This window comes from Shewanella sp. SM21 (assembly GCF_025654335.1).
Lineage (GTDB): Bacteria > Pseudomonadota > Gammaproteobacteria > Enterobacterales > Shewanellaceae > Shewanella > Shewanella oncorhynchi.
This window is the reverse complement of sequence record NZ_JAKKRL010000008.1, coordinates 269,547-289,811: the sequence shown is the minus strand read 5'-3', so window position 1 is coordinate 289,811 and position 20,265 is coordinate 269,547. Positions and strand designations below refer to the sequence as shown.

Annotated in this window: 19 protein-coding genes and 1 pseudogene; all 20 read left to right on the top strand. The window is 37.5% G+C overall.

What is annotated here, in order from left to right:
- Positions 1-269: 269 nt before the first annotated feature.
- A pseudogene (locus tag L5L94_RS13220) lies at positions 270-533 on the top strand (four helix bundle protein); the annotation flags it as partial.
- A gap of 153 nt (positions 534-686) precedes the next feature.
- Positions 687-1,661: a Wzz/FepE/Etk N-terminal domain-containing protein gene (locus tag L5L94_RS13215; RefSeq protein ID WP_263163550.1), complete on the top strand. Its 975-nt coding sequence runs from the start codon at positions 687-689 to the stop codon at positions 1,659-1,661.
- Positions 1,662-1,931: 270 nt separating this feature from the next.
- Positions 1,932-3,002 carry a dTDP-glucose 4,6-dehydratase gene (gene rfbB / locus L5L94_RS13210; protein ID WP_173497657.1) on the top strand — a complete coding sequence of 357 codons (1,071 nt, stop codon included), beginning with the start codon at positions 1,932-1,934 and terminating at the stop codon, positions 3,000-3,002.
- Positions 3,003-3,078: 76 nt separating this feature from the next.
- Positions 3,079-3,954, top strand: a complete 876-nt coding sequence (gene rfbA, locus L5L94_RS13205; protein ID WP_263163548.1) for a glucose-1-phosphate thymidylyltransferase RfbA — start codon at positions 3,079-3,081, stop codon at positions 3,952-3,954.
- Positions 3,955-3,985: 31 nt separating this feature from the next.
- The gene (locus tag L5L94_RS13200) at positions 3,986-4,204 is read left to right on the top strand and encodes an acyl carrier protein (protein WP_168824422.1); all 219 of its coding nucleotides are present in this window, start codon (positions 3,986-3,988) and stop codon (positions 4,202-4,204) included.
- 20 nt (positions 4,205-4,224) lie between these two features.
- Complete coding sequence (locus tag L5L94_RS13195; protein ID WP_263163545.1) at positions 4,225-5,232, top strand: ketoacyl-ACP synthase III; 1,008 nt, start codon at positions 4,225-4,227, stop codon at positions 5,230-5,232.
- Positions 5,222-5,980 (top strand): SDR family NAD(P)-dependent oxidoreductase, encoded by a 759-nt coding sequence (locus L5L94_RS13190; protein ID WP_263163544.1) that lies wholly within the window; start codon positions 5,222-5,224, stop codon positions 5,978-5,980. Before L5L94_RS13195 ends, L5L94_RS13190 begins: the two co-directional genes overlap by 11 nt.
- Positions 5,981-5,990: 10 nt before the next feature.
- The gene (locus tag L5L94_RS13185) at positions 5,991-7,007 is read left to right on the top strand and encodes a 3-oxoacyl-ACP synthase III family protein (protein ID WP_263163542.1); all 1,017 of its coding nucleotides are present in this window, start codon (positions 5,991-5,993) and stop codon (positions 7,005-7,007) included.
- Between the two features lie 12 nt (positions 7,008-7,019).
- The gene (locus tag L5L94_RS13180; RefSeq protein WP_263163540.1) at positions 7,020-7,535 is read left to right on the top strand and encodes a GNAT family N-acetyltransferase; all 516 of its coding nucleotides are present in this window, start codon (positions 7,020-7,022) and stop codon (positions 7,533-7,535) included.
- Between the two features lie 9 nt (positions 7,536-7,544).
- Complete coding sequence (gene rffA / locus L5L94_RS13175; protein ID WP_263163538.1) at positions 7,545-8,678, top strand: dTDP-4-amino-4,6-dideoxygalactose transaminase; 1,134 nt, start codon at positions 7,545-7,547, stop codon at positions 8,676-8,678.
- A gap of 59 nt (positions 8,679-8,737) precedes the next feature.
- Positions 8,738-9,796 (top strand): TDP-N-acetylfucosamine:lipid II N-acetylfucosaminyltransferase, encoded by a 1,059-nt coding sequence (locus tag L5L94_RS13170; RefSeq protein ID WP_263163537.1) that lies wholly within the window; start codon positions 8,738-8,740, stop codon positions 9,794-9,796.
- Between the two features lie 35 nt (positions 9,797-9,831).
- The gene (locus L5L94_RS13165; protein WP_263163535.1) at positions 9,832-11,238 is read left to right on the top strand and encodes an oligosaccharide flippase family protein; all 1,407 of its coding nucleotides are present in this window, start codon (positions 9,832-9,834) and stop codon (positions 11,236-11,238) included.
- Positions 11,239-11,294: 56 nt separating this feature from the next.
- A complete protein-coding gene (locus L5L94_RS13160) occupies positions 11,295-12,371 on the top strand; it encodes a glycosyltransferase family 4 protein (protein ID WP_263163534.1) in 1,077 nt (358 codons plus the stop codon).
- A gap of 12 nt (positions 12,372-12,383) precedes the next feature.
- On the top strand, positions 12,384-13,382 hold the full coding sequence (locus L5L94_RS13155) for an EpsG family protein (protein WP_263163533.1): 999 nt from the start codon (positions 12,384-12,386) through the stop codon (positions 13,380-13,382).
- 13 nt (positions 13,383-13,395) lie between these two features.
- Positions 13,396-14,478 carry a glycosyltransferase gene (locus L5L94_RS13150; protein ID WP_263163531.1) on the top strand — a complete coding sequence of 361 codons (1,083 nt, stop codon included), beginning with the start codon at positions 13,396-13,398 and terminating at the stop codon, positions 14,476-14,478.
- A 28-nt stretch (positions 14,479-14,506) separates the two neighbouring features.
- Positions 14,507-15,043 carry a serine O-acetyltransferase gene (locus tag L5L94_RS13145; RefSeq protein WP_173497667.1) on the top strand — a complete coding sequence of 179 codons (537 nt, stop codon included), beginning with the start codon at positions 14,507-14,509 and terminating at the stop codon, positions 15,041-15,043.
- Positions 15,036-16,178, top strand: coding sequence for a glycosyltransferase family 4 protein (locus tag L5L94_RS13140; RefSeq protein ID WP_173497668.1), 1,143 nt, complete (start codon positions 15,036-15,038; stop codon positions 16,176-16,178). The genes L5L94_RS13145 and L5L94_RS13140 overlap by 8 nt, the downstream gene beginning before the upstream one ends.
- Before the next feature lie 50 nt (positions 16,179-16,228).
- Positions 16,229-17,188, top strand: coding sequence for an NAD-dependent epimerase/dehydratase family protein (locus L5L94_RS13135; protein WP_263163529.1), 960 nt, complete (start codon positions 16,229-16,231; stop codon positions 17,186-17,188).
- Entirely contained in the window at positions 17,185-17,739 is a 555-nt protein-coding gene (locus tag L5L94_RS13130) for a sugar transferase (RefSeq protein WP_173497670.1), read from the top strand. The genes L5L94_RS13135 and L5L94_RS13130 overlap by 4 nt, the downstream gene beginning before the upstream one ends.
- A 285-nt stretch (positions 17,740-18,024) precedes the next feature.
- Positions 18,025-19,965, top strand: coding sequence for a nucleoside-diphosphate sugar epimerase/dehydratase (locus L5L94_RS13125; protein ID WP_173497671.1), 1,941 nt, complete (start codon positions 18,025-18,027; stop codon positions 19,963-19,965).
- The last annotated feature ends 300 nt before the right edge of the window (positions 19,966-20,265 follow it).

Below are 20,265 nucleotides of genomic sequence, written 5' to 3'. Positions count from 1 at the left end.
AAAAATCGAGTATTAAACTCACCCCAAAAACACGACTACAGATAATGAAGTAACAGGTAATACCGGCCTTTGCAGATGCTGAGAGAGTACAAGGAGCATATGACTCCGAAAGGACGATAAGCAGCAAAGGCGCGGTTCTCATTAAGGCCAGAGAACAAAGATTCTCACAAACAGGTCGGATATACGTACGCAGTATTACTTTCTGTTACTCAAAAAGTGGTTGATCTATTCGAGGTGTCCATATATGTACCGAATAAGGTGAAGAGGGTGAAACACTAAAAGAGCAAATTCGCTTTTTGTACTACGCCAAAGGCTCTTTAGGTGAGTTAGTCACTCAACTCTATATAGGTATTGAAGTTGGATATTTGGCAAGGGAACCCGCATTACTTATGGTCCAAGAGGCAAAAGAATTAGCCAAAATCTTAGGTGCAATTATCAAACAAAAGCAAAGTAAGAGTAAAAGCAAAGAAGGACGCCACTGCGTGTCTCTAGGACGGCCTTCAGCCTCTAGAACGTTGCTTCGCAACTACTAGGACGCTCGCAGGCTCGCTCTAGAATCTAGAATCTAGAATCTAAGAGCGTAGCGCTCTAGTAGGGCGCAGCCCGCTCTGCTTTTAACTTTTGCCTTTATAGCAGCGCAGCGCTCTCGCCGCGCAGCGTACTAGAATCTAGAATCTGAAGAACCAATGAACACACAAATTACTCAAAATCCAAATACATATAAAACAGACGCGCAATTCCCTCAAACCACAAGCGATGACGAAATCGATCTTCGTGAATTATTCTCTGTCATCTGGCAAGGCAAATGGTTAATCATTGCCATTACAGCTGTATTCGCTATTGGTGCAGTTATTTTTGCCATAAAACAGCCAAATATCTATAAATCTGAAGCCCTGCTTGCGCCTGCATCTGAAGAGCAAGGTGGCGGTTTAAGTGCGTTAGCGTCTCAGTTTGGCGGTTTAGCTAGCCTTGCTGGTGTAAATCTCGGTGGTAAAGGTGGTACTGATAAAACTGAATTGGCAATTCAAGTATTAAAGTCTCGCCAATTTACCAGCGAGTTTATTCAAAAGCACAATATCCTTGCCGATTTAATGGCTGCTGAAAAATGGGATAGGGATGCAGATAAACTTATCTATGATCCTGAGCTATATAACGAGCAAACCAATACTTGGGTGCGTGAAGTTAAAGCGCCATTTAAACCTGAGCCATCAATGCAAGAGGCTTATAAAGCCTTTAGCAAAATGATTGCTGTTAATAAAGCGAAAGAAACTGGAATGGTCACTATTTCAGTTGAGCATTTATCACCAGCTGTTGCGCAGCAGTGGGTTGCTTGGTTAATCCAAGATATTAATAAAGTAATGAAAGACCGCGATGTAGCTGAGGCGAATCGTAGTAGTGAGTTTTTAAATAAACAAATTGCTTTAACTAATGTGGCAGACATCAGAACCATTTTGTATAAGTTAGTAGAAGAACAAGCTAAAACCATTATGTTTGCCGAAGTGCGTGATGAATACGTTTTTAAAACTATTGACCCTGCTCTAGTGCCTGAAGAAAAAGCAAAGCCTAAACGTGCATTAATTTGCGTATTAGGCACACTGTTCGGCGGTATGCTCGGGGTGATGCTAGTGCTGGTAAGGCATTTTGTAAGAAAAGACGCTTAGGACGCAGTAAAAAGCGCTGCACTAGACTCTAGAAGAAGCGAACGACTGCATGGTCAATTTTGTTCCATACAAAATCTGACATTTCCACCATCCATCGTGGTCAGATGCAGGAGGTAGCACGCTTTTTAATAAGAGCGCAGGAGCAGTTATCGAGCGACGCTCTGCTTTTTCTAGCAGGGCGTAGCCCCCGCTCTAGCCGCGAAGCGTTCTGTTAACCGCTTTCTAATTCTCGCAAGCGTTACATTTTATATTTTATCGAGGTATTTTTTAGTGAAAATTCTGGTTACAGGTGGCGCTGGCTTTATCGGCTCTGCAGTTGTTCGACATATTATCAACAATACTCAAGATAGTGTGATTAATGTTGATAAGTTAACTTATGCTGGCAATCTTGAATCACTACTTAGTGTTGAAAAAAATCAACGATACGCATTCGAACAAGTGGATATTTGTGATCGAGTAGAGCTAGATAGAGTTTTTAATAAGTACCAACCTGATGCGGTAATGCATTTAGCGGCAGAGTCCCACGTTGACCGCTCAATCACTGGCCCATCAGATTTCATTCAGACCAATATCGTTGGTACATATACGCTCCTTGAAGCAACGCGTTCATATTGGAGCGAGTTATCGACAGAAGCAAAGAAAGCTTTTCGTTTTCATCATATTTCTACTGACGAAGTTTATGGCGATTTACCTCATCCAGATGAAGTTGAGACTCCAGAAGAGTTAACTCTTTTCACCGAAACAACACCTTATGCTCCTAGCAGTCCGTATTCAGCTTCTAAAGCATCAAGTGATCACTTAGTTCGTGCATGGTTACGTACCTATGGCTTACCTACCATAGTGACTAATTGCTCCAATAACTATGGTCCTTATCACTTCCCTGAAAAACTGATCCCGCTAGTGATCCTTAATGCACTAGAAGGAAAGCCATTACCTATTTATGGCAAAGGTGATCAGATCCGTGATTGGCTATATGTAGAAGACCATGCTCGTGCACTCTATAAAGTTGTTACAAGTGGCAAAGTCGGTGAAACCTATAATATTGGCGGTCATAACGAAAAGCAGAATTTTGAAGTGGTACAGGCCATCTGCAGTATTTTAGATGTTCTAATGCCTAAAGATACTTCTTACGCCGAGCAAATAACTTATGTCACAGACAGACCCGGCCATGATCGACGCTATGCCATAGATGCTACGAAAATGAGTAATGAGCTTAACTGGCAACCAGAAGAGACCTTCGAAACAGGCCTTCGTAAAACCATTGAATGGTATTTAGCGAATCAAGAGTGGTGTCAGCATGTCCAAGATGGTAGCTATCAGCGAGAGCGTTTAGGCATTTAATCTCTTTTATTATTTTGTTTTATGTCCTAGTTTTTCTTTAAACCTAGGATCTCTTTATCTAGGAACTGATTTTACTATGAAAGGAATTATTCTCGCTGGCGGTTCTGGTACTCGTTTGTACCCGATTACTAAAGGGGTTTCGAAACAGCTATTACCTGTCTACGATAAACCCATGATTTATTATCCCATTTCTGTACTAATGCTGGCAGGGATACGGGAAATTTTAATTATCACTACGCCTGAGGACCAATCTTCATTTCAACGTCTCCTTGGTGATGGCAGTGACTTTGGCATAAATCTGCAATATGCCGTGCAGCAAAGCCCTGATGGTTTAGCGCAAGCATTTATTATTGGTGAAGAGTTTATTGGCAGCGATAGTGTGTGTTTAGCCCTTGGGGATAATATTTTTTGGGGACAAGGTTTTTCACCCATACTTAAAAAAGCTGCTGCTAGATCAACGGGAGCAACAGTATTTGGCTATCAAGTTAAAGATCCTGAGCGTTTTGGTGTGGTTGAATTCGATCAAAATCAAAAGGCCATCAGTATTGAAGAAAAACCCATAAAACCCAAATCTAATTATGCAGTGACAGGCTTATATTTTTACGATAATCAAGTTGTGAATATTGCAAGGAATGTTAAGCCATCATCACGCGGCGAATTAGAAATTACTAGTATTAATCAAGCTTATCTGGATATGGGTGAATTAAACGTAGAGCTTTTAGGACGTGGTTTTGCTTGGTTAGATACAGGCACTTATGAAAGCCTATTAGAGGCCGCTTCATTTGTTGAAACTATTGAAAAGAGGCAAGGTTATAAAATTGCTTGTTTGGAAGAGATAGCTTGGCGAAATTGCTGGTTGGCGGATGAAGAAGTGATAAAATCTGCGAAACAAATGGAAAAAAATAGCTATGGACATTATTTAACAACACTTGTTAAATCTAATTTGCCTTAAGTACTATGTTTATATATCAATGGAGAATAAAATGAGTAACGTACAAAAAATAATCGAGATTATCGCAGATATCCTAGAAACGGATGCTGCAGAACTTACCATAGAAACAGAGCTTGATGAAACTGTATGGGATTCGTTAGCTGTTGTGACATTTATTTCAGAGATTGACTCTAATTTTGACCAGATTATATCTCCTGCTGAATTAAGCTCTGTTAAAACAGTTGCTGACTTGATTAGTTTGGTCAAATAATAGATTGTTGAGGGTTTCTGATGCTCGCTATAAAAAATATTTCGATTAAAGGGATATCATGTACCGTGCCAAATAGAAAAGTCAATAATATTGATTTTTCTCAGGTGTACGGCGATAAAGAAACCCTCAAACTTATTGCAAGTATTGGTGTGGAAACGCGCTATATTGTTGATGCTCAAACAACTGCATCGGATCTTTGCCTGCATTCAGCAAAGCGGTTAATAGAAGAATTAAATTGGGATGTGCAAGAGATTGGAGCATTAATATTTGTATCACAGACACCAGATTATCAATTACCTGCTACAGCTTGTATATTGCAAAGTAAACTTGGGTTACCGTCAACGGCCTTAGCATTTGATATTAATCTTGGTTGTTCTGGTTATGTTTATGGACTACAAGTCGCTGCTAGTCTGGTGAATGCTGGTATAAAAAAAATATTACTCTTGGCTGGCGATACTATCAGTAAAATTATAAAACCAGGTGATAGAAGTACAGAATTATTGTTTGGAGATGCAGGCAGTGCAACGGCCTTAGAATATGAAGCTGATAGTATAATTAATTTTGAGTTAGGCAGTGATGGCGCAGGTTGGCAAAGTATAGTTGCCCGTGAGCAAATTAGTAGTGATGCAACTCGTGGCGCTAATAATGCCTATCTTGAAATGAATGGAGGAGAGGTATTTACATTTACTTTAAAGACAGTGCCTGCTTTAATTAATAGTTTCCTGCATGATTTAAAAATCGATTCCGACGATATTGATGTCTGCATTTATCATCAGGCTAATCATTTTATGATAAAACATTTATTAAAAAAATCTAATTTTAAACCTGAGCAGGTTGCAATAAGTATCAATGAATATGGTAATACAAGTTGTGCATCTATTCCCGTGACACTCTGTGCCAGAAAACAAGCTAGATATAAGAAAACATTATTGGTTGGTTTTGGTGTTGGTCTTTCTTGGGGAGCAGTTATGTGTGACTTAAGTAATACATTATTATTGCCAGTCGAGGTGTTAGCTAATGATAAATAATATGCTTAGTGATAAAACTATTTTAATAACAGGTGCTTCCTCTGGTATTGGTCGAGAAATAGCTAAATATTTTAGTACTCAGGGTGCAAAATTAGTTATTTCTGGAAGAAATCAAGTCAGACTGAGTCAGACATTAGATTCACTAACAGGTGATAGTCATTTCGCAATTATTGCAGACTTATGTACTGAAAATGATATTAAAAATTTTATGGATCAGGTCGTTAGTGTTGCAGGACCATTGGATGGACTAGTTCATTGCGCTGGTATTATGAAAACATTACCTCTCCAAGCATTAAAAGAAAAGGATTTTGATGAATGTTTTAATATAAACGTTAAAAGTGCACAGTTCCTTGTGAAAAACTTCAGAAGGCGTGGAAAATTTAACGCAATAAGTTCAAGTGTCATTTTTTTAAGTTCAGTTGCCGCAACTTGTGGTGAGCCTGCAAATACAACTTATGCAGCAAGTAAGGCTGCGCTTGAGGGAATGTCAAAATCGTTAGCTATGGAATTGGCGAAATTAAATATAAGAGTAAATTGTCTCGCACCTGGCTTGGTTGAAACGGAAATGATGATGGATTTTTCTAAGCAACTAACAGACAGCCAGTTGGCTAAAATAGTTAATAAACACCCATTAGGACTTGGTAAACCCGAAGATGTTGCTTACGCTGCCAGTTTTCTGAGCAGTGACTTATCAAGATGGATAACGGGCACAACTTTATTTGTGGATGGAGGTTACAGTGCCCAGTAAAAGGCTAAGTATGAGAGCATTTATTTCTGGGGTAGCATCTTATTTGCCAAAAAACTGTCTCAGCAATGAACAGTTGGCGGAGGAGTATCCAGAATGGAGTGTCGAAAAAATATATGAAAAAACTGGCATACGCACTCGGTATATCGCGTCAAAAAATGAAAGCTGCTCTAGTATGGCAATAAATGCAGCTAACAGCCTGTTAACGAAATATAATGTTGAAGCATCACAGATTGATTATGTGCTGTTATGTACGCAAAGCCCAGATTATGTGCTACCTACGACGGCTTGTATTGTGCAACATGAGCTTGGAATACCTACCACGGCTGGTGCATTGGATTTTAATTTAGGCTGCTCTGGTTATGTGTATGGTTTAAGCATGGCTAAGGCTTTAATCGAATCGCATCAAGCCAGTAATGTCTTATTGATAACCTCAGAGCTATATTCTCGCTATATCAATGCAAATGATAAGAGTGTTAGAACATTATTTGGTGATGCTGCTACCGCAACTTTGGTGCAAGGTAAATTGGGAACTAGCAATTTTATTCACAGTGTAAAATTCGGTACTGATGGAAAGGGCGCCGCTAATCTTATCGTCCCGCATGGCGGGTCAAGAGATCCAATATGTAATGCATCATTCACGGAAGTTGAAGATTCAAGTGGAAATAAACGTGCACCATGTAATTTATATATGAATGGTGCAGAGATCCTCACATTCACTCTGAAAACTGTGCCTAAAGCAATACAGGATATTCTACGAGCTGCTGACTTAGTCCAATCACAAATAGAACGAGTAATTTTTCATCAAGCGAATAAGTTTATGCTTGATAAATTACGTCTCAAGACTGGCTTTACTGATGAGCAGTTTTTAGTTTCCTATGAAGAATATGGAAATACTGTTTCGTCAACTATTCCATTAGGAATTGAAAGAGCGCTCGATGAAAATAAACTGAAGCCGAATGATAGGTTACTTATTTGTGGATTTGGGGTTGGGTATTCTTGGGCTGGTTGTATTATTGAATGGTGTTAATGTGTGGTATTTATGTTGATACAAGGTTTTGGTATTAAATTACACGCTTTATCCCATCATCATTTAGATATTTTAAGGGATTGGCGGAATAGTGATTTTGTTCAAGCATTCATGCAGCAAAGAGTTGCAATTACACCAGAAAGTCAGCAAGAATGGTTTAAAACTCTTGATAAAGAAAAAAATCATTATTTTATTATTGAAAGTAACGGAGTGTTAGTTGGTTGTTGTAACATAAAAAACATAGATGAAGATGGTGTTGGTGAAGGGGGCGTTTTTCTATGTGCAGCAGAATTTCTTAATGGTATGCTCGCTTCGAAGGCTGTTTTTCTTATGTATGACTGGGCTTTTAAAAATAAACTTATACGTTCAGCAAAATCTGAAATTCTTCTAGATAATAAGCGAGCGATTAGATTTAATAAAATGCTTGGTTTTTCAATAGATGTTAATGAATCTATAGTTAAAGGTTTTTTAACTGAAAATGCATTTTACAACCAATACAACCGATTTTATAAAACACTTAACCAATAAGAATTATATATGATTAACTTTAATAAGCCATATCTCCATGGTAAGGAATTAGTTTATATCGCCCAAGCTGTTGCATCAGGAAAAATCTCTGGTGACGGTTTATTTACCAAAAAATGTCATGAGTTTTTTGAACAACGTTATGGTTTTAAAAAAGTGTTGATGACCACTTCATGCACCGATGCATTGGAAATGGCCGCAATTCTGCTAGATATTCAACCTGATGATGAGGTAATTGCACCTTCTTATACGTTTGTATCAACTGTGAATGCATTCGCTTTACGTGGAGCGAATATCATATTCGCCGATAGTTATCCTGACCATCCCAATATTGATCCTGTACAAATAGCTAAGTTAATCACACCGAAGACAAAAGCTATTGTAGTAGTTCATTATGCTGGTATTGCCTGTGATATGGATGCGATAATGGCGATTGCCAAACAACATAACATCCCTGTAGTAGAAGATGCAGCCCAAGCTATTGATAGTTATTACAAGGGTAAACCGCTTGGTAGTATCGGTACGTTTGGGACTTTCTCCTTTCATGAAACTAAAAATATTATTGCTGGTGAAGGTGGTTTACTAGTTATTAATGATGAGCAATATATTCATCGTGCTGAAATTATCCGTGAAAAAGGTACTAATCGATCTTCATTTTTTCGCGGTGAAGTGGCTAAATATGGTTGGGTAGATATTGGTTCATCTTTTTTGCCATCAGATATTATTGCAGCATACCTTTTTGCTCAGTTGGAGAATATTGATACAATTCAAGGTAGACGCAAAGAAATTTGGCAACGCTATTACGATAATCTTAGTACGCCACTTAAAAATAGTAAAATACAATTGCCAAACGTTGTTGACTATTCAACAAATAATGCTCATATGTTTTATTTAGTGTGCGAAAATTTAGAGCAGCGTACAGCATTGATCCAGCACTTGAAAAATAATGAAATCCATGCCGTATTTCATTATTTATCACTTCATAATAGTGAGTACTATCAAAATTTTAACCATAGTATAGAAAGTAAGCTACCTAATTCTGATTTTTTTACTGACAATTTGGTTCGTTTACCTTTGTTTTATGAACTAACTAATGATCAAGTGGATAAAATTTGTGAAACTATTTTAGCCACATTGGTTTTATAACATAATTTATAAATATAGTTTTTTGTTTACTCCCACCAAAAACTCTAAGGTAATGTAAAGTGAGTGTTAATCCTCGATGCCTTCATGTAGCTAATAATAGTAATACTTTTAGAAATAAATTCGTTCCAGATTATGCATCTATGCTAACAGAACATGCAAGAGGCGCTGAACATGATTTTATTTTTATTGGTGATAATTCAGGCTTAGGTGGAGGACATAATTTCAAGATATTAAAAAGTTCTATATTTGATGTATTAAGGTTGATATATGTTATAAAAAGTTATGACAAGGTAGTTTTTCATACTTTACCGGCAACGTATTATATAATGTTGATGCCTTTGTTTTTGAAGTTGTTTAAGTCTAAATATTATTTAGCTTTGTGGGGAGGGGAGGTTCACTTTATAGAAAATAATAGTTATAAAAGTAAAATAATATATTATTTCTCAATGAGATTCCTAAAGGTAATGCATGGATTTATTACTTATCTTGTTGACGATTATGATTTGGCAAGAAAGAAGTCAAATAATCTTAATGCGGAATTGATTAACGTTGGGTCTTTTTATCCTAGCAACATTGTTATCGGAGATAAAAGAGAATTTGCCACTGCACCAAAAAAAATTAATATAATGATTGGAGCATCGGCTATAAAGCGAAATGCACATCAAGTGATAATAGACCGTCTATCTTATTTGAATAGTGCCCATACTAACATTAAGTATTATATCCCTTTATCCTATGGAGATTCAGAATATGCTAGATATATTGAATCCTACGCTCTGGAAAAGTTAGGTAAGGTTAATGTAGAGATATTAAAAGAATTTCTTGAACCTAATGAATATAGAATATTCTTATCTAGGATGGATGTCGCAATTTTCGGGCATGATGGGCAGCAGGGTATGGGGAATATTTTGAACTTATTATCTCTAGGTGTGAAAGTTTACTTGAATCCAAGTAGTACTAGTTGGGCTTATTTGGAATCTTTAGGTTTTGATATATTTGATTACGAGAATATTAATCTAGATATTTGTAATTTAAATGGCAATGTAACTTTAGCAAATGATTTATTTTCTTTAGAATCAACGATTAGTAAACAAAACAACTTTTATTCTGATAAGTGATGTTTGATTGATATGATAACTGTTCAGGTATTTCAATGATGTTCAAAAAGATATTATCTTATTCTTTTGGCCCTATAGGTGGTGCTTTATTTTCATTTATAACTCTTCCTTTGATTGCTAATTTTTTCTCTGTAGAAGATTTAGGTAGATTTTCAATTCTTCAAGTAAGTATTGCTATTGGTGTTATTTTGTTTTCTCTTGGCTTAGAGCAGGCATTTGTTAGAGAGTACCACGAGTGTGATAATAAACCTGATCTATTTAGATTTATGATGTTGCCAAATGTAATTTTCTTTCCATTGTTAATACTTATTTTCTGTTTCACGCCAGTGACAACTCTTTTACTTGATTTTGACGACGATATAAGTTCTGTTCTAATAGCTATGTCATTATGCCTTTTTATGCTAAATAATCAGCTAGGCTATTTATTTAGGATGGAAGAGAGAGGTTTTATTTATTCACTGACTATACTTGTCCCACGGGTTACGTTATTCATTTTTATACTAATGACTGTTTATGTGTTTAAAATATTTGAATTCAGGTATTTAATTTACTCATTCTTTCTATCAGTCCTTTCTTCGACACTTGTGATGTTATTTTTCGTTGATAAGGGTGTTTTCAATATATTAAAATTAAACTTTGATTTGAATATGCTGAAAAAAATGCTTAGCTTTGGACTGCCACTGATTATTTCTGGTTTAGCTTATACAGGTCTTACAACCTTAGATCGTTATGCATTGAAGTCATTATCTACTTTACATGAAGTTGGTGTTTATGCTGTTGCTCTTGGTTTTGCTAGTGTAACAGGTATTTTTTCCTCCATATTTTCTAGTATGTGGCATCCACTGGTGTATCGCTGGGTAAATGAAGGTGTTAAAATGCCTAAGATTATAATGTCAATTGAATGTATGACTTTGTTTCTTAGCTTTGTATGGTCGTTGTTAGGTATGTTTTCATTTATTTTAGTCTATTTTGTTCCTGATGATTATCAATTTTTAAATTATTTATTTGTGGCGTGTGTCGGAGTGCCATTGATATATATGCTTTCCGAAGTGACGCAGGTCGGTATTGGTATTTCTAGACGTACCTCTTTTTCAATTTTAGCTTCTGTGGTCTCGCTTTTATTAAATGTAATCTTGAATATTATACTCATTCCCGATTTCGGAGCTTCAGGTGCTGCTATTGCAACATTAATATCATTTGTCATTTTTTTTATGGTACGGACTGAGTCAAGTGTGTTTCTTTGGCAATCATTTCCTAGAATAAGAGTATATGTAATACTTTTTCAATATGTATCATTGTCTATTTTATTCCAATTTTATCATGTCAGTTTCCTTACGAGTACCCTACTATGGTCTGTTTTGTTTTTAATTTCTTTGTTCTTATTTAAAGCTAGAGTCAGATTTATTTACCATATGCTTTTGGGAAATCTAAAAGTAAGTTAATAAATTTATATTTGTTTTTTAGTTTTAAATTAATTTTAAGTTCATTTTAGGGTTTTATGAAGAATTTATGTTTCTTTGTTGGTGATTTAAGTAATAGTGGAGGAACAGAAAGAGTTTCTTCTGTTATTGCGAATGATTTGAGCTTGTGTGGATATAACGTGCATATGCTCAGTTTACAAAGTGTTGGGGAACCATTCTTTGAACTTTCTGTGGATATTACACATTCTTCTCTTTTTAATTCAGTAGGCAGTGGTCTTCTCCGTTTACCGTCCGCAATAGCTAATCTTAGAAATTATTTAAAACAGAATCAGATCGATATTCTAATCAGTGTTGAATCAATGTTAGCACTATATTCGATACCTGCAATTGCTGGTCTAGGTATCAGACATATTTGTTGGGAACATTTTAATTACCATGTCGATCTGGGTAGAACTGCACGCCGTTTGGCGCGCAAATTAGCAGCTCGTTTTGCTGATGATGTTGTAACGCTTACTGAGCGAGATAAAGCATTGTGGCTAGCCAATACCACTTGTAATGCTGATATTACTGCAATCCCCAATCCGGTAACAATTGCATTGCCTAGTGAGATAAATTCTCAAAAGGAAAAATTATTTTTGGCAGTAGGTCGTTTAACTAGTCAAAAAGGTTTCGATTTATTACTGAAAGCGTGGGCGAATGTCTCTACTTTACATCCTGATTGGTGCTTGCGGATTGTTGGAGATGGTGAAGATAAAGCGATGTTGGAGCAATTACGCCGAGATTTAAATATTGAATCTAATACCGAGTTTGTGCCTAAGACTAATGACATTGCTGCTCATTACTTGCAAGCCGCATTTTTTGTTATGAGTTCACGTTTTGAAGGTTTACCATTAGTACTAATTGAAGCGCAAGCGTACGGTTTGCCGATTGTTTCATTTGACTGTGATACAGGGCCTGCAGAAATTATCATACATGACGAAACCGGTTGGTTGTGCGAAACTGGCAACATACAAGCTTTAGCTAAACAGCTTTGTACCGCTATTGAAATATTTGACGTGGTATCAGACTATAATAAACTATCTGAATTATCAGCTCAAAACATAAAGCGTTTCTTGCCAAAAGTTATCATTGACACTTGGTTAAAGCTATTATAAAAGGTTGATTTCATGCGTATACCTTTAACTAAACTTAAGGTCTTCGTTTTTTTTATTTTCTCTGCTGTATTTGCTTTTTTGTTGACGTTGTTACCAAATGAGCTTTTTAGAGATAGAGCTAATTATATTATCTATGCTAAAGACTCATTGAATATAATGGAGCGGTATGATGGCATAGCATTATTTACAAATGAACCATTATTTTTGCTATTGAATAGTGCCCTTTCATTTTTTTTTGAGCCTGATGTTGTTCCACTTTTTTTTGTGTTTTTCATTGCATTCACCATAAGTTTTTTTATTTTTTTTAGGAGCAAAAATATATTTTTAGTGTTGCTCGGTTTTTTTGCTCTGGCTTTGGTTCCACAATCATTTCATATGTTGCTTATCGTTTTACGTCAAGCCTTTGCTGCATCATTGTTAATGTGGTTTGTTTTTTACTTTTGGAAGTCTAAACTTTTTTTCCCTTTAGTTTTTTGTTTGGGGTTTATCCATTCTTCAACATTTATTGTTTTATTTTTTTTGATTTTGGATAAATTGTTTTCAATTACGGTTACAAAAAATATTTTTTTACGCGTTTCATTTATTATTTTCGTATCAGCATTTATTAGCTTTATGATATTGCCAATCGCAGAAGTTTTGGCACTAAGACAAGCGTCCGAGTATGACGAAGCAACTAGTGGTGGTGGTGGTGGTGGTAACTTTATATTGTATCTTATTGTTTTATTTATTAGTCTGACGCAAAGTAAACAAAAATTTACTGATGACGGGTTGTATATTATAGCGATGCTAGGAGTTTCGATTTATTTGGGAATGTATTTTTTAAGCCCTTTTGCAGGTAGGCTTATTACTACATTCATGCCATTTATAATCTGTCTTATGTGTTCTTTCGGGAATAAACGTGCTTTATTGTTATTATCATTTTTTGTGTTGATAAACTCTTTTATATTTAAACAGGCTATCGAAAGTAACAGTCTTACTGAACAAGGTATAATATACCTATTGGGTGGTTAATAGGAAACGTTAGATGAATATTGTATTAATAATTACCGGTCTCGGCATGGGAGGGGCTGAGCGGCAAGTCTGTGATTTAGCTGTTCAATTCGCTGCACTAGGTCATCAGGTATTGCTGATATCCATGACTGGTGAAACGGTAAATAGACCATATACTAATTTGGTTGAGGTCGTTGCGCTTAATATGGTTAAAAACCCATTGGGGTTTATACAAGCTTATTGGCAAGCTCGTCAGTTAATTAAACGCTTTAATCCTGATGTAGTTCACAGCCATATGGTTCACGCTAATTTATTTGCCCGCTTGCTACGTTTAAGTATCCATTTACCTAAATTGATTTCTACTGCACACAGCTCCAACGAAGGTGGGGTGGGCCGTATGCTAGCGTATAGGTTAACTGATAGCTTGTGTGATCTAAGCACTAATGTCAGCCAAGAGGCGGTGGATATAATGGTTAAACGTGGTGCGGTGACTGTAAAGCGTATTATTGCTATGCATAACGGCATTGATACTGCACGCTTTGTTTTTAATGAGCAGAGCAGAGTAAGAATGCGCGCGGAGTTAGGTTTGACCAATGCCCCTTTATTATTAGCAGTTGGACGTTTAACTGAAGCTAAAGATTATCCCAATCTGTTGGCGGCTTTCAGTCAGTTGCCTGAGCCTTATAAAGATGTACAACTTGCCATAATAGGTGTTGGGGAAGAGCAGGCAAAATTAAATTTGATGGTGTCAGAACTTGGACTAACTGCACGGGTACATTTTTTAGGGCTACGCCATGATGTTCATGAGTGGATGAGTGCTGCCGATCTCTTTGTACTTTCTTCCGCTTGGGAAGGGTTTGGCTTAGTCGTTGCTGAGGCAATGGCCTGCGAGAGGGTCGTTATTGCTACTGATTGCGGTGGGGTGAAAGAGGTGGTGGGTGATGTTGGCATTTTGGTGCCAGCAAGAAATAGCGTTGCCTTAGCTGGTGGCTTAGTACAGGGATTAGCTCTAACGCCCGAGGCTGCTAGTGCGCAGGGCCGATTTGCACGTAAGCGGATTGTAGAGTGTTATTCATTACGTGCCCAAACAGAGCGTTGGTTGGGGCTTTATAGTTAACTGAGTGTGTTATAGATAAGGTATTTTGATGGCAAATGTATTTCAGTCAATAAAAAGTGATCTTACACGTTATGCCAAACCTGGGTTTAGAACTTTTTTGGTCAATTATTTTTATAATCAAGGCTTTAATTACAGTTTTTGGTTTCGTTTAGCACATTCATCATCTCGTTCACTTAACCTTTTTGCTAAAGTGCGGTTAAAATTCTTAATTTGGAAGACTGGTATTGACATTCCTCCTGGTACGAAAATTGGTTATGGATTTTATATCGGCCATGCGCAAAGTATTGTTGTTAGTCCGTTAACAACGATCGGAAACAATTGCAATATTTCGCAATTTGTTTCAATTGGTTCAAATCATGGGGTTGGCGCTACGATTGGTAATAATGTTTATATTGGCCCCAATGTCTGTATCGTCGAGGATGTCAAAATTGGCAATCGTGTTACTATTGGTGCTGGTGCAGTGGTTTCCCGCGATATACCAGATGATGCTACCGTTGCTGGAGTGCCTGCAAAAGTTTTGAATTTTAATAAACCTGGGCGTTATATTAGTAATATTTATGCGTAAAAATAACAAAAAAATTGTTCTTGTAGTCAATGTAGCTTGGTCAATGTTTAATTTTCGTTGTGGTGTAATAAAACGATTAATTAAAGATGGTTATGTAGTTACAATTATTGCTGCACAAGATGAGTATTCTGATAAATTACGGGATATGGGCTGTGACGTCATTGATTTAGCTATTTCTGCCAAAGGTACTAATCCTTTTAAAGATATAGCGTTAATTGTAAATTTGTATCGTCATTATCGTACCATATTGCCAGATTTTATCATTCATTACAGTATTAAACCGAATATTTATGGTTCCTTAGCTGCTAAGTTGGCAGGTATTCCCTCGTTAGCAATCACAACAGGCTTGGGTTATACCTTTGTTAATAATAACTTGGTGGCCAAGGTTGCGCGCGTGTTATATAAGTTTGCGTTCTGTTTTCCAAAAGAAGTGTGGTTTTTGAATGAGGACGACCGTCAAGTATTTTTACAGTATCGCTTGGTGGCAAAGGATAAGGCTGCTTTACTATATGGAGAAGGGGTCGATTTAAATCATTTTGCCCCCCCCTTGCAGGCCGTGAGTTATGATGCTGCCATGTTAAATCCACCTGTACGTTTTTTACTAATCGCTCGGATGTTGTGGGATAAAGGCGTGGGAGAATATGTCGAAGCTGCGCGTATGATTAAAGCCCATTATCCGCAAGCAATCTTTCAGCTTCTCGGAGCTTGTGGGGTAGCCAACCCCAGCGTTATTGAGCATGAGCAAATTGCCCAGTGGGAAGCGCAAGGTTGGGTGGAATATCTTGGTACGACGACTGACGTGCGCCCATTTATTGCCAATGCCGATTGTGTGGTACTACCGTCTTACCGTGAAGGTATTCCACGTACCATGATCGAATCTGCATCGATGGCTAAGCCCTTGATTGTTACTGACGTCCCAGGCTGCCGTGAAGTTGTACTGCACGGCCAAACTGGTTTTTTGTGTCCAGTTAAAGATGTAAAAGGGCTTTCTGCCTGTTGCGAGAAGATAATTATTATGCCAGCCATTGAGCGGGTCACTATGGGAAACGCTGGCCGAGAATTTATGGCTAAGCAGTTTGATGAGAAGTTAGTTATTGAACAGTATATGAGCACTCTAAAAAAATATGGGGTATAGCATATTTAAATAATATGTTTACTGTTCTCTACTGATTATAGGAATTAGTAATGATTTTATTAACTGGTGCCACAGGCTTTGTGGGTCACGCAGTCTTTACTCAGTTTATTCAGCAAGCTGGCCTAGCTATCCGCACTTATGGTCGCCGTGTGCCTATTGGCCTACAAATTAACACTATACCTAATGCAGTTCATATTACTGGGAACATTGGTGGTGCTGAGGATTATGCTGTTGCTTTGTGCGATGTAGATGTTGTGATTCACTGTGCAGCACTAGCTCATGTAATGAGTACTTCAGCAATTAAAGCTAATAAAAGTGTTGATATATACCGCGATGTTAATGTTGATGGCACGATTAAGTTAGCACAACAGGCAATTACAGTTGGCGTTAAACGATTTGTATATGTCAGTTCGATTGTGGTAAATGGAACACCGACAGCATCGCAGCCCTTTACTGCGAATACTGATATACGTCCTGACAATTCTTATGCACAGTCAAAGTATGATGCTGAAGTAGGCTTACAAAAGATCGCTGAAGAGACTGGGCTTGAGATTGTGATTGTTCGACCTACGCTAGTTTATGGTGCTAATGCACCTGGTAATTTTGGTATGTTAACTAAGTTAATCAATATGTTTCCTTTACTGCCATTTGGCTTGGTTAATAATAAACGTGATTTTATAGCTGTGCAAAATTTAGCTGATTTATTAGTTGTTTGTGCTACTCATCCCGAAGCTGCTGGTCATACTTTTTTAGCCTCTGATGGTAAAGCTGTTTCTATTAAGGACTTTACCAATGCTATTGCTGAGGGATTGAACAAAAAAGTGATTCAGCTTCCTATTCCAGTACCGTTAATGCATTTTGTTGCAAAATTGTTGGGTAAATCGACTGCGGCTGAACAGCTATTGGGCAACCTTGAAGTTGATTCTAGTTATGCCAACAAAATTTTAGGATGGCGGCCGCCATTTACGATGGAACAAGCAATGCTGTTTTTGAAGGATAATAATAAATGATTCGATTATTAGATTTTTTAGCTGCTCTTTTCGGTATTTTATTGCTTTGGCCTCTGTTAATAGTGGTGACTATAATCGGTTTATTTGACACGGGGTCGCCAATATTTATACAAACTCGGGTAGGAAAGAATAAAAAGCCGTTTAAGCTGATTAAGTTTCGTACTATGAGCAAGGACACTGCATCGGTTGCGAGCCATCTTGCTAGTAATGCTGCGATCACTAAGTTTGGTGGTTTTTTACGTAAGACCAAAATTGATGAATTGCCACAACTTATTAATGTTCTTAAAGGTGAAATGAGTTTAGTTGGCCCGCGCCCCAATCTTTTTAATCAAGAAGAGCTGATTGCTGAGCGTGATGCATTAGGGGTTTATAATGTTTTGCCTGGCGTAACAGGATTAGCCCAAGTTCAAAGTATTGATATGTCTACGCCTAAACTATTGGCTGAAACTGATAAACAGATGATCGAGTCATTAACCATCAAAGACTATTTTAAATATATTATTATGACGGCTACGGGGAGTGGTAGTGGTGATGCAGTTAAGCCAAAGTAATTGATTATCAATTTTATGTTTAGCGATTCGATTGGTCGTGTTTTTCTACGCTATAAATATTATTAATGTTGTTTTCAAGAAGTTATTAGTTTGTCTAGATTATCCCTATCTTATTATTTTACATACTTTTAAAGCTGTTGCTCATATTTTAGATAGCATCCTTAGTTAGAGATTTTTTAACAGTGCTGTGATATTGTTGGTTTTTGTTGTTTGAGCCTCTTGAGTATGGAGGCGGTGTTGTTAATTATGGAATTTATGAAGTTTTTGAGTAAATTGGAGCGGAAAATGGAATTTTTGCAGTGTTTATTTTCTTTGAAACGGGCACATAAACGTTTAGTGAGTGTGGCGATTGATTCGGTATTTCTCTTAGTCGCATTTTGGGCTGCCTTGTTGGTGCGGTTAGATGCCGTGAGTGTCTTAACTAATAGCACATACTGGTTGCTCATTGTTTTGGTTGTGCCTGTGAGTATCATGGTGTTTGCTAAGCTGGGCTTATATCGTGCTGTGCTTAGATACATGGGGTTACAAGCACTTACCGCTATTATTGTTGGTGTGCTTGCCTCAACAGTATCGTTAGTGTTAATTGCGTATTACAGCGAGGCGAATCTACCCCGTACTGTACCAATTATTTACGCTGCTTTTGCCTTGGTATTTGTAGGTGGAACTCGCGCTATGGTGCGCTCGTTAGTGGGGTCTGGTCTAAAGCGCGTTGGTGAACCTGTGATTATTTATGGTGCGGGTGTGAGTGGTCGCCAACTGGTGACCTCATTGGTACAGAGTCATGAGTATTATCCCTTTGCATTTGTTGATGACGATGCGACCTTGCATGGCACTGTCATCCAAGGAGTGCATGTTCATTCGCCTTCTATTATTAAAAAACTCATCACACAAAAAGCCGCTACAAAGGTATTGTTGGCTATGCCAAGTGCCTCTCGCTCTCGTCGCCAAGAGATTTTAGTCAAGCTTGAACCTTTGGCTGTACAAGTATTAACCTTACCTGCAATGGCTGATCTGGTTAGTGGTAATAAGCTTTATAGCGATATTAAAGAAGTCGAAATCGATGATTTGTTAGGGCGTGATGCAGTTACTCCCCGTTGCGACTTAATGGTTGCCAATATCCGCAATAAAGTAGTGATGGTCACGGGAGCTGGCGGCTCGATTGGCTCTGAGTTATGTCGACAGATATTAAAACAGTCACCTAAAAAATTAGTGCTATTTGAGTTATCTGAGTTTGCCTTGTATACGATTGAGCGCGAACTTTCAGCGACAGCTTTTGAGTTGGGGCTTGATGTTAAAATTTTACCGATCATGGGCTCGGTACAACGGGAAAATCGTGTTCAAGCAGTAATGCAATCGTTTAAAGTCCAAACTGTGTATCACGCTGCAGCCTATAAGCATGTGCCATTGGTGGAGCACAATGTCGTTGAAGGTGTGCGTAATAACATCTTCGGTACTTTATATACTGCTCGTGCAGCGATTGCAGCTAAGGTTGAAACTTTTGTATTGATTTCGACGGATAAGGCTGTACGACCAACTAATATCATGGGCACGACTAAGCGTATGGCCGAGTTGGCACTTCAAGCGTTATCTAAAGAGCCGCATCAAACGCGTTTTTGCATGGTTCGCTTTGGTAATGTATTAGGATCTTCTGGATCTGTAGTGCCATTATTTCGTAAACAAATTGCCAATGGCGGGCCTGTTACTGTTACTCACCGCGAAATTACCCGTTTCTTTATGACTATTCCGGAAGCTTCACAGTTAGTTATCCAAGCGGGGGCCATGGGTAAAGGTGGTGATGTATTTGTATTGGACATGGGTAAATCCGTCAAAATTGTCGATTTAGCGGCAAAAATGATTCGTCTCAGCGGTTTTGAAGTGAAGGATGAACTAAATCCGGATGGTGATATTGCCATTGAGTTTAGTGGATTACGTCCGGGTGAAAAATTATACGAAGAATTACTAATTGGTGATGATGTTACTGGCACAGAGCATGAACGTATTATGACTGCCAATGAAAGCTATCTTTCTTGGAAAGAGCTAGAAGTTATTCTTAATCGCTTAGATAAAGCTTGTCATGAGTTTAATCATGAAGCTATACGAGAAATCTTACTGTCAGCACCAACAGGTTTTAACCCAACAGATGGGATATGCGATTTAGTGTGGCAGCAAAAGAAAAAATTAAGTGCTGTTGATGGCCAAAATAAAGTTGTTCCGCTAGTTTCTTAGTTTTTTGTGGTATTTGAAAAGCCAAATCAAATTTGATTTGGCTTTTTTTGTTTTCAGGAGCTTGTATGTCTAGAAAGTCGTGTTGTGCTGATGGTTTAAGTCGCATGGTATGCACTATATTTTTAATTTATATCAATTCGATCTGATTTCCCATGAGTTTGAATTAGATTCCAAGTACTTTGTTGATACCTATGGATATGGATACAGAAGACATTAATTTTTGCTTGTGCAAGGAATATTTTATATTTAATACTCTTTTCAATCGAGCTAATAGTTACTGTGAGTAAATAAAGGAAAGGC

Excerpts from the sequence above, each read along its gene's own strand:
- L5L94_RS13215 (WP_263163550.1), top strand. The coding sequence starts at position 687 with ATGAACACACAAATTACTCAAAATCCAAATACATATAAAACAGACGCG.
- rfbA (WP_263163548.1), top strand. The coding sequence starts at position 3,079 with ATGAAAGGAATTATTCTCGCTGGCGGTTCTGGTACTCGTTTGTACCCG.
- L5L94_RS13200 (WP_168824422.1), top strand. The coding sequence starts at position 3,986 with ATGAGTAACGTACAAAAAATAATCGAGATTATCGCAGATATCCTAGAA.
- L5L94_RS13195 (WP_263163545.1), top strand. The coding sequence starts at position 4,225 with ATGCTCGCTATAAAAAATATTTCGATTAAAGGGATATCATGTACCGTG.
- L5L94_RS13190 (WP_263163544.1), top strand. The coding sequence starts at position 5,222 with ATGATAAATAATATGCTTAGTGATAAAACTATTTTAATAACAGGTGCT.
- L5L94_RS13185 (WP_263163542.1), top strand. The coding sequence starts at position 5,991 with ATGAGAGCATTTATTTCTGGGGTAGCATCTTATTTGCCAAAAAACTGT.
- L5L94_RS13180 (WP_263163540.1), top strand. The coding sequence starts at position 7,020 with ATGTTGATACAAGGTTTTGGTATTAAATTACACGCTTTATCCCATCAT.
- rffA (WP_263163538.1), top strand. The coding sequence starts at position 7,545 with ATGATTAACTTTAATAAGCCATATCTCCATGGTAAGGAATTAGTTTAT.
- L5L94_RS13165 (WP_263163535.1), top strand. The coding sequence starts at position 9,832 with ATGATGTTCAAAAAGATATTATCTTATTCTTTTGGCCCTATAGGTGGT.
- L5L94_RS13160 (WP_263163534.1), top strand. The coding sequence starts at position 11,295 with ATGAAGAATTTATGTTTCTTTGTTGGTGATTTAAGTAATAGTGGAGGA.
- L5L94_RS13155 (WP_263163533.1), top strand. The coding sequence starts at position 12,384 with ATGCGTATACCTTTAACTAAACTTAAGGTCTTCGTTTTTTTTATTTTC.
- L5L94_RS13150 (WP_263163531.1), top strand. The coding sequence starts at position 13,396 with ATGAATATTGTATTAATAATTACCGGTCTCGGCATGGGAGGGGCTGAG.
- L5L94_RS13145 (WP_173497667.1), top strand. The coding sequence starts at position 14,507 with ATGGCAAATGTATTTCAGTCAATAAAAAGTGATCTTACACGTTATGCC.
- L5L94_RS13140 (WP_173497668.1), top strand. The coding sequence starts at position 15,036 with ATGCGTAAAAATAACAAAAAAATTGTTCTTGTAGTCAATGTAGCTTGG.
- L5L94_RS13135 (WP_263163529.1), top strand. The coding sequence starts at position 16,229 with ATGATTTTATTAACTGGTGCCACAGGCTTTGTGGGTCACGCAGTCTTT.
- L5L94_RS13130 (WP_173497670.1), top strand. The coding sequence starts at position 17,185 with ATGATTCGATTATTAGATTTTTTAGCTGCTCTTTTCGGTATTTTATTG.
- L5L94_RS13125 (WP_173497671.1), top strand. The coding sequence starts at position 18,025 with ATGGAATTTTTGCAGTGTTTATTTTCTTTGAAACGGGCACATAAACGT.